This is a genomic window from Rhodococcus sp. ZPP (assembly GCF_017656075.1).
Taxonomy (GTDB): Bacteria; Actinomycetota; Actinomycetes; order Mycobacteriales; family Mycobacteriaceae; genus Rhodococcus_F; species Rhodococcus_F oxybenzonivorans.
The window spans coordinates 4,973,071-4,986,708 of record NZ_CP058638.1 but is presented as its reverse complement, the minus strand read 5'-3'; the positions used below and the strand labels follow the sequence as shown (position 1 = coordinate 4,986,708).

The 13,638-nt window shown below is 66.6% G+C and carries 15 protein-coding genes; 8 read left to right on the top strand and 7 right to left on the bottom strand.

Annotation, left to right across the window (positions count from 1 at the left end; all coding sequences use genetic code 11):
• Positions 1-5 precede the first annotated feature (5 nt).
• Positions 6-599 (top strand): methylated-DNA--[protein]-cysteine S-methyltransferase, encoded by a 594-nt coding sequence (locus HYG77_RS23095; protein WP_204164811.1) that lies wholly within the window; start codon positions 6-8, stop codon positions 597-599.
• Positions 600-676: 77 nt separating this feature from the next.
• Here the strand turns inward: HYG77_RS23095 and HYG77_RS23090 are convergent, their stop codons facing one another.
• Complete coding sequence (locus HYG77_RS23090) at positions 677-1,966, bottom strand: adenylosuccinate synthase (RefSeq protein WP_109332728.1); 1,290 nt, start codon at positions 1,964-1,966, stop codon at positions 677-679.
• Between the two features lie 228 nt (positions 1,967-2,194).
• Here HYG77_RS23090 and HYG77_RS23085 point away from each other — a divergent pair, with 228 nt between their 5' ends.
• The gene (locus tag HYG77_RS23085) at positions 2,195-2,848 is read left to right on the top strand and encodes a hypothetical protein (protein WP_109332729.1); all 654 of its coding nucleotides are present in this window, start codon (positions 2,195-2,197) and stop codon (positions 2,846-2,848) included.
• Positions 2,845-3,621: a site-2 protease family protein gene (locus HYG77_RS23080; protein ID WP_109332730.1), complete on the top strand. Its 777-nt coding sequence runs from the start codon at positions 2,845-2,847 to the stop codon at positions 3,619-3,621. Before HYG77_RS23085 ends, HYG77_RS23080 begins: the two co-directional genes overlap by 4 nt.
• 45 nt (positions 3,622-3,666) lie before the next feature.
• Here the strand turns inward: HYG77_RS23080 and HYG77_RS23075 are convergent, their stop codons facing one another.
• Entirely contained in the window at positions 3,667-4,170 is a 504-nt protein-coding gene (locus tag HYG77_RS23075) for a helix-turn-helix domain-containing protein (protein WP_208960746.1), read from the bottom strand.
• 53 nt (positions 4,171-4,223) lie between these two features.
• On the opposite strand from HYG77_RS23075, the gene HYG77_RS23070 reads away from it, so the two are divergent.
• Genes HYG77_RS23070 through HYG77_RS23060 form a run of 3 tightly spaced genes read left to right on the top strand, consistent with a single transcriptional unit; the run spans position 4,224 to position 7,605 of the window.
• On the top strand, positions 4,224-5,630 hold the full coding sequence (locus HYG77_RS23070; protein ID WP_208960745.1) for a DHA2 family efflux MFS transporter permease subunit: 1,407 nt from the start codon (positions 4,224-4,226) through the stop codon (positions 5,628-5,630).
• Entirely contained in the window at positions 5,627-6,394 is a 768-nt protein-coding gene (locus HYG77_RS23065) for a thioesterase family protein (RefSeq protein WP_208960744.1), read from the top strand. The genes HYG77_RS23070 and HYG77_RS23065 overlap by 4 nt, the downstream gene beginning before the upstream one ends.
• A 41-nt stretch (positions 6,395-6,435) precedes the next feature.
• Complete coding sequence (locus HYG77_RS23060) at positions 6,436-7,605, top strand: thiolase family protein (RefSeq protein WP_208960743.1); 1,170 nt, start codon at positions 6,436-6,438, stop codon at positions 7,603-7,605.
• Between the two features lie 15 nt (positions 7,606-7,620).
• Here HYG77_RS23060 and HYG77_RS23055 read toward each other — a convergent pair whose 3' ends face one another.
• Positions 7,621-8,577: a YafY family protein gene (locus tag HYG77_RS23055; protein WP_208960742.1), complete on the bottom strand. Its 957-nt coding sequence runs from the start codon at positions 8,575-8,577 to the stop codon at positions 7,621-7,623.
• 63 nt (positions 8,578-8,640) lie between these two features.
• Between HYG77_RS23055 and HYG77_RS23050 the strand changes: the two genes are divergently transcribed.
• On the top strand, positions 8,641-9,102 hold the full coding sequence (locus tag HYG77_RS23050; protein WP_109332738.1) for a pyridoxamine 5'-phosphate oxidase family protein: 462 nt from the start codon (positions 8,641-8,643) through the stop codon (positions 9,100-9,102).
• Positions 9,103-9,106: 4 nt separating this feature from the next.
• On the opposite strand, the gene HYG77_RS23045 is transcribed toward HYG77_RS23050, so the two are convergent.
• The 4 genes from HYG77_RS23045 to HYG77_RS23030 all read right to left on the bottom strand — a co-directional run bounded on the left by HYG77_RS23045 (position 9,107) and on the right by HYG77_RS23030 (position 12,351).
• Complete coding sequence (locus HYG77_RS23045) at positions 9,107-9,520, bottom strand: hypothetical protein (RefSeq protein WP_208960741.1); 414 nt, start codon at positions 9,518-9,520, stop codon at positions 9,107-9,109.
• Between the two features lie 103 nt (positions 9,521-9,623).
• Positions 9,624-10,550 carry a cation diffusion facilitator family transporter gene (locus HYG77_RS23040; protein WP_208960740.1) on the bottom strand — a complete coding sequence of 309 codons (927 nt, stop codon included), beginning with the start codon at positions 10,548-10,550 and terminating at the stop codon, positions 9,624-9,626.
• Positions 10,551-10,802: 252 nt separating this feature from the next.
• A complete protein-coding gene (locus tag HYG77_RS23035; protein WP_109335308.1) occupies positions 10,803-11,870 on the bottom strand; it encodes an FUSC family protein in 1,068 nt (355 codons plus the stop codon).
• 64 nt (positions 11,871-11,934) lie between these two features.
• Positions 11,935-12,351, bottom strand: coding sequence for a DUF3151 domain-containing protein (locus HYG77_RS23030; protein ID WP_109332741.1), 417 nt, complete (start codon positions 12,349-12,351; stop codon positions 11,935-11,937).
• A gap of 137 nt (positions 12,352-12,488) precedes the next feature.
• Between HYG77_RS23030 and HYG77_RS23025 the strand changes: the two genes are divergently transcribed.
• Positions 12,489-13,601 (top strand): transcriptional regulator, encoded by a 1,113-nt coding sequence (locus HYG77_RS23025; RefSeq protein ID WP_208960739.1) that lies wholly within the window; start codon positions 12,489-12,491, stop codon positions 13,599-13,601.
• Positions 13,602-13,638: the final 37 nt, after the last annotated feature.

The window sequence follows — 13,638 nt, the reverse complement described above, 5'->3', positions numbered from 1 at the left end:
CGAGGATGTCCAACCGTGGCCAACAGACGGTAAACGTCGGATGTGGGGCGCATACTGGGTTGGTGACCACAGGATTCTGCCTGTTCGACACAGCACTCGGCACGTGCGCCATTGCCTGGAGGGCCGCCGGGATCGTCGGTGTGCAACTGTCGGAGGGTTCACCCGAGGCGACACGTGCCCGCGTCGAACGCTGCTTCCCGGGTGCGGTGGAGCACTCACCGCCCACACCGGTCCAGCAGGCGTTGGACGCCATTCGGGAACACCTCGGCGGCGCACTCGACGACCTGCGCTGGATCGACCTCGACTTCGAGGGAGTCCCCGAGTTCGATTGCAACGTATACGAGATCGCCCGGGCCATCGACCCGGGCGACACCCTCACCTACGGAGAGGTGGCTGCAGCACTCGGCAAACCCGGCGCCGCGCAGGCCGTCGGCCAGGCACTCGGACGCAACCCCTTGCCGATCGTCGTCCCCTGCCACCGCGTCCTCGCCGCCGGAAACAAGGTCGGCGGATTCTCCGCGGGCAGCGGCACCCTCACCAAACGCGAACTACTCGCCCTCGAACACGCACCCGGATTCGACGACCCCGTACTGTTCTGAAGCAACCGCACGGGCCGGACCGACGTCACAGCCGTTCGACGTCACAGCCGTTCAGCGTCACCGTTCAGTCCGACTGGTCAGCGCACCACGTCGCGGCGCACGATGGTCTCGTCACGGCCGGGGCCGACACCGATGCACGAAATGTAGGCGCCGGACAGCTCTTCGAGGCGCAGCACATAGTTCTGCGCATTCTTCGGCAGTTCCTCGAAGGTGCGTGCGTGCGAGATGTCTTCCCACCATCCGGGCATCTCTTCGTAGATCGGGGTGGCGTGGTGAACATCGGTCTGCGACATCGGCATTTCCTCGTGCCGTACACCGTCGATGTCGTAGGCGACGCAGATGGGGATGGTGTCGAGGCTGCTGAGCACGTCGAGCTTGGTGAGGAAGTAGTCGGTGATGCCGTTGACGCGAGTTGCGTAGCGGGCGATCACGGCGTCGAACCAGCCGGTGCGGCGGGCGCGACCGGTGGTGACACCCACCTCGCCACCCGTCTTGGCCAGGTATTCACCGTGCTCGTCGAACAGCTCCGTCGGGAACGGACCGGAGCCGACTCGCGTGGTGTACGCCTTGAGGATGCCCAGCACCGTCGTGATCTTGGTGGGTCCGATGCCCGAACCGACAGCCGCGCCACCGGATGTCGGGTTGGACGAAGTCACGTACGGGTACGTCCCGTGGTCCACGTCGAGGAGAGTTCCCTGCGACCCCTCCAGCAGAACAGTTTCGCCACGCTCGAGGGCCTCGTTGAGCTGCAACCGGGTGTCGGCGATGCGGTGCTTGAATCCGTTGGCCTGTTCGAGCACCTCGTCGACCACCTGCTGCGGGTCGAGCGCCTTGCGGTTGTAGATCTTGGCGAGCACCTGGTTCTTGAATTCCAGTGCCGCCTCCACCTTCTGGGTGAGGATCTTCTCGTCGAGCACGTCCTGCACCCGGACGCCGACACGGGCGATCTTGTCCTGGTAGCAGGGCCCGATGCCGCGGCCCGTGGTGCCGATCTTCTTGGCGCCCAGGAAGCGTTCGGTGACCTTGTCGATGGCCACGTGGTACGGCATGATCAGGTGCGCGTCAGCCGAGAGCAGCAATTTGCTGGTGTCGACGCCCCGCTCGTCGAGTCCGGCGAGTTCGGTGAGCAGCACTCCCGGATCCACCACCACACCGTTGCCGATGACGTTGGTGACGCCCGGCGTGAGGATGCCCGACGGGATCAGATGCAGCGCGAACTTGTCGCCGTTCGGAAGAACGACAGTGTGTCCGGCGTTGTTTCCGCCCTGGTAGCGCACCACCCACTGCAGGCGTCCGCCCAATAGATCGGTCGCTTTGCCCTTGCCCTCATCGCCCCACTGGGCGCCGATCAGGACGATTGCCGGCATGACGTTGTCTCCTACGGTCGACGTACAGTCGTATCCGACTGCGTGGTTCTGCCGTTCGTAGGCAGTGGCCGGGGGAACAGTCTAGCCGAGCGCACAGAGAACAGACCCCACAGTACGACCGGAGTGGCTTCGGGGCCGGTGGCGGGCATACAACTAGGATGGCCGGATGGAAAGCTGCGGCAGCCGTAGCGGGACATATCCGGGCGAGGAGTGGCGTTGACCCCCGTTGTGCTCATATGCGGTGACGTGCCGCTCCCCCTGCCCTTGGGGTCGATCTCGGCGTCGAGCGCCCCCACCGTGCCGGACAAGGACGACTTCGACGAGGTCTTCTCCAAACTCCAGGTCGTCACGCATCCGCGGCTCATCGTGGTCGGTAGCGATGCCGCACTGGCCGCGACCCTGACCCGGCTGATGCGGACCGACCGGTTGCATATCGAGCTCGCCTACGTCGCCGAACACAGCTCACCGGCAACCGACGCCTACCACCTGTCCGCGGGCGCACGGGCCGCCCGCACGGCACTGAAAGGAACGGCCAAGCCGGTACCTCTCATCCGCGACGACGCGGGCATCGCGCTGGTCGGGCTCGCCACCGTGACGGCGCCCGGCGGTGAACCGTTGGTCGGCGAGGCGTACGTCGACGACACCCGCCTGTTCTCCGGTACCGCCACCAACATGCACGTCACCCCCACTCCACGGATGCCCGGGCTGCGGGCCTCGATCGAACCCCGGCGGCGCTGGTTGCCGCGTCGATGGATCGAGGGGCGCGCGGTCCAACTCGGGTCGCCGGCCGCCGCGCTGACCCGTGACGACGTGCCCAATCCGCGCGCGGTGAAACGGTCTACGTTCTACCGTCACGACCGCGAGTGGTTGCTCGTTCGATGAACCTGCCCAGAACGCGGTCCACCGCCGTCCGGCCGAGCCCGGTCTTCCTCGTCGTCGTCGCCACCGCCGTCGCCGGTGGAGTACTCGCGTGGGGCGCCCGGGCCGAGTCCGTCGTCGGCCACGTCGGGGTCTTCCTCCTCGTGGTGGCCGGCTGGGTGGTGACGCTGTGCCTCCACGAGTTCGCGCACGCGTACACGGCGTGGCGGAACGGCGACACCGATGTGGCGGTGCGCGGATACCTCACCCTGAACCCGCTGAAGTACAGCCACCCCTTGCTGTCGATAGGCCTTCCCGTGCTGTTCATCGCCCTCGGCGGAATCGGGCTACCGGGCGGTGCCGTCTACCTGCGGACGGGGTTGTTCCCGCCGAAGGTCCAGGCGAAGGTGTCGCTCGCGGGGCCGGCCGTGAACCTCGTGTCGGCAGTGGTCCTGCTGACCGTGATTCGCGGGTGGGGCCTGGACGGCGATCATCGGGTGTTCTGGACGGGCCTGAGCTTCCTGGCTTTCCTGCAGGTGATGGCGACGGTACTCAACCTGCTCCCCGTTCCGGGCCTCGACGGCTACGGCGCACTCGAGCCCTCCCTTCCGCCGCGGACCCGCCGGTCCGTCGATCAGTACAAGCCCTACGGACTGCTCGTCCTCGTGGCCCTGCTCTTCGTGCCGTCGATCAATACCGTGTTCTTCGACGGAATCTACTGGCTGTTCGAGCTGTCCGGTGTGCCGGCGATCTACGCGCAGTACGGCAACTACCTGATGCGTTTCTGGCTTTCGTGAGTACCCCCCGTGGGTACTTCTTAACAGTGGGCTGTTAACAAGCACTCACGGCAGGGAGCGGCGAGCCTGCTCCTCGGTGAAGTTGGGCGTCAACCGCAATTCGGTCAACGGCACCTCGCGGTCGGGACTGCGCACCTCCACGCGGACGGGTTGACCCGTCGCGTCGTCCCGCAGTCCGATCGGCGCGCCGCGTGATCCCTGCAGGTACTTGTCACCCCACTGCATGAGTGCCAGCACGGCAGGCAGGAGGTCGCGACCCTTCTCGGTCAGCACGTATTCGAAGCGGGTTCGTTGTCCGGGTTCCTTGTAGGGCCGCCGCTCGAACAAGCCTTCTGCGGTGAGTTCCCGCAGGCGCGCCGCCGCCACCGCCTCGGTGACCCCCACACGCTGGACGAAGTCGTCGAACCGCGTGGTCCCGTAATAGGCCTCGCGGAGGATGAGAATGGCCGAACGCGTGCCCACTACATCCATCGCCTTCCCGATCGAGCAGTGCGTGGCCCGCCAGGTGTCGCGATCGCCGAGGAAGCCGTCCAGTCGTGCCGCAGTCATGCCACCATGATAGCTGACTTGCAAAAAGCAAAGCCAGGTGTACATTGCTGGCTATGGTATTCAGCAGTCAGGTGCGAGGGGATATCCGTCTGCGTCCACTCCTTCTCGTCCTGTGTGGCGCCCCGTTCGTCGCGAGCCTCGATCTCTTCGTCGTGAACATCGCCCTCGGCGACATCGCCGCCAGCTACCCCGGTTACTCCCTCGGCGACCTGAGCTGGGTACTCAACGGCTATGCGATCGTCTATGCGGCACTACTGGTTCCACTCGGCCGGTGGGCGGATCGCATCGGTCACCGGCGCGGATTCATGCTGGGACTGGCGCTGTTCACGGCTGCGAGCGCCGCCTGCGCGCTCAGCCCCTCCCTGTGGTTTCTCGTCCTCTTCCGCCTGCTGCAGGCTGTCGGCGCCGCGGCCCTGACCCCCGCAAGCCTCGGATTGCTGGTCGGAACCGCCCCCGCGGAACGACGCGCCGGCGCAGTCCGCATGTGGGCGGCCTCTGGTGCGGCAGCCGCCGCATTCGGCCCCGTCGTCGGCGGAATCCTCGTCGAGGCCTCCTGGCGCTGGGCGTTCCTCATCAACATTCCGATCGGAATCGCACTCCTGATCGCCGCGACCCGTGTCGTGCCCGACGTCCGCCCCACCGCCACCGACACCGAACTCGACTTGATGGGGGCGGCCCTGCTGATTCTCGGGATCGGCGCACTGTCGCTCGGGATGGTCCAGGGGCCGGAATGGGGATGGGGGGACCCCCGGATCACGCTCGCTTTCACCCTCGCCGCCGCCTGCCTTGCCCTGTTCTGGTGGAGCAACAGCCGTCACCGGGCACCCCTCATCGAACCGGCCCTGCTGAAGGTGCGCACGTTCGCGTGGTCCAACGCGACCGCCCTGGTGTTCAGCGCAGCGTTCGCGGCGGGACTGCTGTCGAACATCCTCTGGCTGCAGAACGTGTGGGAATACTCGGCGATCAGGACGGGACTCGCCATCGCTCCCGGACCGATCCTTGTGCCGGTCTTTGCGATCGCCGGTCAGCTCCTCGCCCGCCGGTTCTCCCCCGGCACCATTGCCGCTGCGGGAAGTCTGCTGTGGGCGGTGGGCACGCTACTGATCCTGGCGTCGGTAGGGGCGGAGCCCCACTACGTCACCGAATTCCTTCCGGGATTGCTGGTCGGCGGAGTAGGCGTCGGCCTCGCACTCCCCACCATTCTCTCGTCCGCCACTGCCGGACTTCCGCAGTCCCGGTCGGCGACCGGCAGTGCGATCGTCAACATGAATCGGCAAATCGGCACCGTGATCGGGGTCAGCGTGCTCGTGGCGGTCCTCGGCACCACCGTGGGCTACGACGACACCCACTCTGCCTTCATCGTCGCCTGGTGGGTGATCGCCGCAGTCGGCGTCGGTGCGGCGGCCACATCCATCGGCATGAATTCCCAGAACCCACTCACCGTAAAGGTACCGGCATGACCCCGTTGACCGCACTTGCTTTCCCCACCGAATTCGACTCCACCTGGCGTGGTTTCGGCGGTATGCACGGCGGGCTCGTCGTCGCATCGATGCTGCACGCGGCCGAGGCCGAGACGGCCGCGACACCGGTCACCGTCTCGGCCCACTTCACCCGGCCCGTGGTACCGGGCCCGGTGGATCATCAGGTCGAGGTCGTGCACGGCGGGCGGACACCGAGTGTCCGCGTATCGATGCCAGGTTCCGCAGGTGCCCTGATCCGCCTCACCCGAACGCCCAGCGCCATCACGTGGCCTCACGATGCGCCCGACCTCGGCGACGAAGATCCGGAAGTCCTCACACCCCTGGTGATTCCGGCCGACTACATGCCCTTCGCCCAGTACCTCGACATCCGCCCTATCAACTCGGCACGTCCCTTCGCCGGCGGCGCCGACCCTGAGTTCGAGGTGTGGATTCGTCTGCTCTCATCGATCGATTTCAGCCCTTCCGAACGCGCGGCGGTACTACTCGACGCGTTACCGCCGGGGTTGTTCGCCGTACTCGACGCGCCGGTAGCCATCCCCACCGTCGAGTTCAGTGCCCACTTCCCCGTGAGTACTTATCAACAGCCCACTGTTAACAAGTACTCACGGGAGGGGTGGTACCACCTGCGCCACCGCACGGTCTGGGCCACCGAAGACTCGTGCGTCGACGAGACCGAACTGCGCACCGCCACAGGACACCTCGCAGGTCAGGCGCGTCAGCTCCGCAGAATCCTCACCCCCTGATCGCCACCCACGGCTCAGCAGCACAGAGAAAGGGAACTCCCATGAGAGACGCCGTCATCGTCGAGGCCGTCCGCACACCGATCGGCAAGGGCAAACCCTCAGGGGCCCTCCACAATGTGCACCCCGTCGATCTCCTCGCACACAGTCTGTCGACCCTCGTCGAGCGCACGGGTATCGATCCCGCACTCATCGACGACGTCATCGGCGGCACCGTGACGCAAGTGGGCGATCAGGGCCAGAACCTTACCCGCACCGCACTTCTCGCCGCCGGTTATCCCGAGTCCGTGCCGGGCACCACGGTCGACCGGCAGTGTGGCAGTAGTCAGCAGGCAGTTCACTTCGCCGCGCAGGGTGTGCTGTCCGGGGCCTACGACATCGTGGTCGCGGCCGGTGTCGAGTCGATGGGCCGGGTCCCGATGGGCTCGAACGTGGTCGGCCGGGAGTCGCTGGGCCTGGGATTCGAGCGCCGCTACCCCGACGGCCTCGTTCCCCAGGGCATCAGCGCCGAACTCATCGCCGCCCGTTGGGAACTGTCCCGACAGCAATTGGACGAGTTCGCGTTACGCAGTCATCAGAAGGCCGCGACGGCAGCGAGCGCGGGGAACTTCGCGAAGGAACTCGCCGTCCTGCCGGAACTCGGTGTCGACGAAGGGATCCGTCCGGATACGACACTCGATGTCCTGGCCGGTCTGCGTCCCGCCTTCCACAGCGAGCACTATGCGAATCGGTTTCCGGAGATCGACTGGTCGATCACCGCGGGCAACAGCAGTCCCCTTTCGGACGGGAGCGCCGCCCTGATGATCACGACATCGGAGATCGCGGGCCGGCTCGGATTGACACCCCTGGCTCGACTGCACAGTTTCGCCGTCGCCGGTGACGATCCGCTGATGATGCTCACCGCGGTCATCCCGGCCACTCGTAAGGTGCTGGCGCGCAGCGGGCTCGACATCGCCGACGTCGACCTGTTCGAGGTCAACGAGGCGTTCTCATCGGTGGTCCTTGCATGGGCGGCCGAGACCGGCGCCGACCTCGAGCGGGTAAACGTTCACGGCGGCGCGATCGCACTCGGTCATCCGCTCGGTGCCAGCGGGGCGCGCATCATGACCACGCTGGTGAACGCCATGGAGCAGCGCGGCGCGCGATACGGTCTGCAGACCATGTGCGAGGCCGGCGGTCTCGCCAACGCGACGCTGATCGAGCGCCTCGGGTAGAGGTGTGGCTGCGCGTCACCGGTGGCGGTTCATCATCGCCTCACCGGTGTCGCGCAACGCCGCCCGCAGCGACGCAGGTTCGAGTACCTCGACCCCTGCCCCCAGCGCGGTCAACTGTTCGAGAGCCACGTCCTCGGCCTCGAGCACCAGGTCGATGGCCACCCAACCGTCCTCGTCGGGAGGTCCCGCCTCGACACGCGCAGCCTCCACACCCACGATCCGGGGCAACTGACGCCACGACCGCGGTGACAGGCGCACCCGGCACCGGAACCGGAGCATCGCGCGATCGAATTCCGCGACGGAGGCCGACCACCACGCGCCGAGATCGAACTGTTCCGGCCGCAGTGCCTGCTCCGTGAGGACCGTGGCGTCACTGATCCGCGACACCCGGTACGACAGAATTCTGCTGCGATGCTGCGCAACCAGGTACCAGACACCCGCCTTGGCTACCAGACCGAGTGGATCGAGCGTCCGCGCCACCACGTCGGCACCTTTTCTGTAGTCGATACGCAGGCGCCGTCCCTCGAGCACCGCGGTGGCGACGTCGGGCAGGTGCTCGTTGTCGCGCGGTGGCGTGAACCATCCCGGCACGTCGACGTACAGACGATCACGCCACAACTGTGCACCTGCCCGCAGCGGAACAGGCAACGCGTGCAGCAACTTCGACTGCGCCGCCGCGGTCACCTCACGCAGACCGAGGTCGTCGGCGAGCGAAGGCACACCCAGCAGCATCAACGCCGACGTCTCCGCCCCCGTCATCCCACCGAGTTTCGACTGCCATCCGTCGAGCAACCGAATACCGCCACCGGGACCACTTTCGGTCCAGAGCGGCACGCCCGCCGCCGACAGCGCCGTGACATCCCGGTACACCGTGCGCACCGAGACACCCAGCTCCTCGGCCAGCTGCCCAGCCGTGACACCGCGGCTGCCCTCCAGCCGCAGCATCAGTTCGACGAGCCGACTCGAACGCATCGCCCGAGTCTAGAGAAAATGACTGACAGAAGGTGTCAGGGATAGGCGCGCACACTGACGTACATGACGCACTGGACACAGTTCGAGACCGAAGCGCCCGACCTCGCCAAAGCCGTGATCGCCCGCTTCGAGGCACACAAACACCACGTTCTCGCGACCGTCCGCAAAGACGGCTCACCCAGAGTCAGCGGCACCGAAGTCGAGTTCTACGAGGGCACGCTGCTGCTCGGTTCGATGGTGGGAGCACGGAAGGTGCTCGACCTGCGGCGCGACCCGCGATTCGCCCTCCACAGCAACCCCGGGCACCACACCATGGAGGGCGGCGACGCGAAGATCAGCGGCCGCGCCGAGGAGATAGTCGGCGAGCGGAAACAGCAGATTGTCGACCACTATCCCGACGAGATCGGCGAGGCAGACGTCTTCGAACTCGCCGTCGACGAGGTGGTACTCACCACCGTCGACGGCGAACACCTCTACGTCGACCTGTGGAAGCCGGGTCGGGGCGTCACCCGCTTCACCAAATAGCGGTTCACTGCGTGACGGCGAAACCGAAACCGAGGGCGCAGGTTGCGGCCTGCCCCTTGGTGCCGTCCGGGTCATAGGTTCCGCCGGGAATCAGGTGTGCGGTAAAGCCCGGCAGATCCCGCTCCACATCCTTGTCATTCACCAGCGGGCCCGACGATCCGATGGTGGGGCCGGCCTGACCGATATTCAGGTAAGTCACCTGAGCGTCGGTGGTGGCATTCTCTGGCCCTTCGAATTCCCACTCGACCTTCTGTGTATCGGTGTCTCGCTCCACATCGAATGATGCTTCGGCGTTGCAATTCGCCAACGGATCGGGCATGAACGGCGCGGCCGACGCCACGGCGGGCGCGGCGAGGAGGGCGGCCGCACCGATGGCTACGGCTGCTGCGGATTTCGTGAGCGCTCCGAGAGTGGACATGAATCTGGCTCCCTTGTGAGGCGGCACCTGTTCCGGTAAGTCTGACCCGCCGACTGCGCGGACGCCACGATTGTTAGCGGAAAGAAACCAACCATCCTCTCGCTTACCAGGTCACGTTCTTTTCACAGTGGCGTCCGTTCGCCGTGGATTCCACCTGCACTGTGGCGTGTGAGAGCTGGTGGGTTTCGAGGACCGTGCGGGCCGATTCCAGGACGAGCGCCGAGTCGGATTCCGTGGTGAGGTGCACCGTCGCCACATCCATGCCGGTGGTGAGAGTCCACACGTGGAGGTCGTGCACGCCGATGACGCCGGGGACTGCCGCCAGGTCGGCTTCCACTGCTTCGACGTCGACGTCCGCGGGGCTCGCCTGGGTGAGGATCCGCAGCGATGCGGCGGCGAGTTTCAGTGCGCGGGGCACCACCCACAGGGAGATGAGGACACCGACGACGATGTCGGCGTAGGTCCAGTTGAACGCGATCACGACGGCACCGGCAATGAGGACACCCATACTGCCGACCGCATCCGCGAGAACTTCGAGGTACGCCCCGCGCACGGCCAGGCTGTCCTTGGAATCGGCCCGCAGCATGAGCATGACGACGAGGTTCGCGGCCAGACCGGCGGTAGCCGTGAGGACGAGTGCGAGACCGGGGAGGTCGGGTGCGTCGCCGATGCGGGAGATGGCCTCGTAGAACACCCATACCGCGACGGCGAGAAGCATTGCGGCGTTGGCCATTGCGGTCAGCACCTCGGCGCGGTGCCAGCCGAAGGTGCGTGCGGCGGCGGCGCTGCCCTTGCGCGCGAGCACGAGCGCGACGAGACCCATCGCCATGCCGACGACGTCGGTGAGCATGTGCCCGGCATCGGCAAGCAGCGACAGCGAATTGACCGTAAAGCCGACTCCCGCCTCGAGGACGAGGAACGCGAGGAGGATGACGAGCGCTATCGCCATACGACGGACCCGCCCCTTGGATGGCCCTACCTCACCCCCGCCTTGCGTGTGGCCGTGCGAATGACCGTGGCCGACTCCCATGTGTAGAGCTCCTCCCGAAGTTCTGCCGATCATATGCGTACTTGTGCATGTGTATCAACAGCGTCATCTCGGCGACCCCGTCGACTCAGCCGTTGCCTGCGTCCCGGGCGGCGCGATCGAGCCGGCTCCGATAGATCTCCCACCAGGCCTGATCGACCGCTCTTCCGGCCATCCCGGCACAGTTCCGGTCGCGTCCAGCGGCGTACGTCGTACTCGTTGGCTTCCACGCTCTCATCCGTGACCGCTGAGATCTCAGAGTTCCGGACGGTACGCCGGCTTCTGCACTGTCGGTGGCAGATGCGCGATGGCAGAAATGCGTTTCAGCCCTGCCACCTGCATCAGATCGACGGTGAGCGAACGGATCTGGGCGAAGACAACGGTGGCCGACAGACCTGCATTCTCCACCAGTTCCGGTTTGAGTCCGGACGCCACCGACCGGAGCACGCGGGCAGCCTCGGCTTGGTCGGGTTGCTGACCGGGGTCTGCGAGTACCATCAGGCGCAGCGTTTCGATGGCCTGGGCCAATTTCTCGACCTGGTCGACCAGTCGCGGGTTGAGGATCTCGTCGTCACGTACCAAAGTGAGCGAACGCCGGGCCAGGACACGAATATTGCGCAGAGCGTTGTCGAGCGGGTCGGCAACAGCGCTCAAGCGTTCGAGTCTGCCGCGGGTGTTCCAATACAGCGGCGAGATACGGCTGACCTCCCGGCCGCCCGCAAGGTGCGTCCGCAGGTTGTCGATGGACGACTGGGTGGCCCGCGCCTTCCGCAGTGCCTCCTCGATGGGCTTGTCGTCGTTGGCGACCAAGCCGTCCGCCACCAGTTGCATCACTTCGGCGGCAGTTCCCAGGACCCCGGCGGCGTGGCGCCTCGCCCGGCCCACGGGATGAGTGGGAATCAACGCCACCACCGCGATGCCCACCAGACCACCGGTCAGTGCGTCCACCATGCGATTGACACCCGCATTGCCACCGGGTGGTAGCAGAGTTGCGACGAGAACAGCGGAACTACCCGCCTGCATCGACAGGACCGGGCCGCTGTTCAGGAGCACCGCCGCGGTCATGGCCAAGGCCACCACGAGGGCGATCTGCCAGGTGCCGCTGCCGATGAACGCGATCAGGAGGTCTCCGACCCCGATCCCGATGGTCACACCGGCCACGAGCTCGACCGATCGACGCAGCCGCGCGCCGAGCGACAGTCCCAGCGACACCACCGCGGCGATCGGCGCGAAGAACGGGGACGTGTGACCTATCACCACCGTGGCAACCCACCACGAGGCACCCGCCGCGACGGCGCACTGCAGGATCGGCAGCGCCGACACTCGCAGCCGCTGAGCCGAAGTCTTCAGTCCGTTCCGAACTCGGACCGGCGCTGCGGTGACCGCGCTACCCGAGGCCAAGCGCTTCGGCGGCTCGGGGGTCGCTGTCCTCGAGCAAGTCGAGGCAACGGGCGTATTCGTCGGTTTCGCCGATCGTCTTCGCGGCCTTCGCGAGGACGGCGACGCAGCGCAGGAAACCACGATTCGGTTCGTGGCTGTAGGGCACGGGGCCGAAACCCTTCCAGCCGTTGCGGCGCAGCTGGTCGAGGCCACGGTGGTATCCGGTGCGTGCGTAGGCGTACGCGGCGATCGTCTCGCCGGCGTCGAGAGCTGCCTCGGCGAGATACGCCCACGCGATGGAGGCGGTGGGGTGTGCGGCCGCCACGGAAGCCGGTTCCTCGTGGTTCAACAGGGCCGACTCGGCCTCGTCGTCACCGGGAAGCAGCGTGGGCTGGGGTCCGAGAAGGTCACCGAAAGAGGTCATGCGCCTATTGTGCCCCCGGCGGGACTGCTCCTCTGCCCCGCCCCGTAGGCGAAGCGCCCTGTGGTGGTCTGCATTGCCGCACGTTGTCGTTAGGCTTCGGTCCAACGTTCATTTCTCTGCAGACCGAGGGGCAACGCGTGCAGGACCCGAAGAAAGACGAACCGACCGAGAAGCCGACTACGGATACACCGGCGACCGAGACCGCCCGGCCGGTCACCGCCGACACCGACAAGGCACGGCCGGTCACCGCCGGTACCGACAAGGCCGCCGCCGGGACCCCGGCACCCGACGCGAAGAAGCCGGCCGACAACACGCCGTCCGCCACACCCTCTGCGAAGACTCCCGAGTCGGCACAGTCCTCCCCCGACAGCGCCGCGTCCGAGGCGGTGACGAAGGCGATCCCGACGCAGAAGCGTCCACAGGAGCAGCGTTCGCCGGAAAAACCTGATGCGGCCACGGTGAAGATGCACCCGAAATCCCCGCCACAGGCTGTGAAGGGTGCGAACGGGCAGGGGAAGAAGGAACCCGGCAAGGCGGATCCCGCCGACACCGAGACCGTCGCCATCCCGGTCACGAAGTCCCCCGTACCGCAGACGCCGCCGCCGCCCCGCCCCGCACAGGCCCAGCAGCCCGGTCGTCCCCAGCCGGCGGCCCCGCCCCGACCAGCGGCATCCGCCCAGCAGCCACCGGCGACGCGTCCGACTCCGCCGCCCGCTTCTCCGCCACCCACGCCCAAAGCGGCGCCCCAGCGAGTGCTCCCGACCCAGCCGAGCGCCCCGCAGCGGGTCGGGCCCGCAGCGCCCGCGGCCAGGAAGCATGGCAAGGCCTGGCTCATGGCGGCGATCGCCGCAGGCGTCCTCGTGATCGCCGCCATTGCCGTTGCCGGTGTGGTGGTCTACAACAACAATCGGGCCGAGAACTCACCCGAGGCGCAGGTACAGGGCACCATCGATACATTCGTGGCGGCGCTCACCCAGGGCGATCTCGCGACCCTGCGCACCAGCACCTGTGGCGGTCTCGCCGAGTACTACCAGGGCATCTCGGATCAGGACTTCGCCGAGGTCCATCAGGTCGCGATCACTCAACAGAACATTCCGGTGGTCGGCGAGGTCGACGCCGTCCAGATCACCGGCGACACCGCCATCGCCCAGGTGAAGGCGCATACCGCCGCCAACCCGAACGAGCAATCGTGGCGCACGTTCGACCTGGAAAAGGTCGACGGCACCTGGAAGGTCTGCGACCCCCGATAACGACTGTGCGCCTTTCTGGTAGTGGTAACTACCAGAA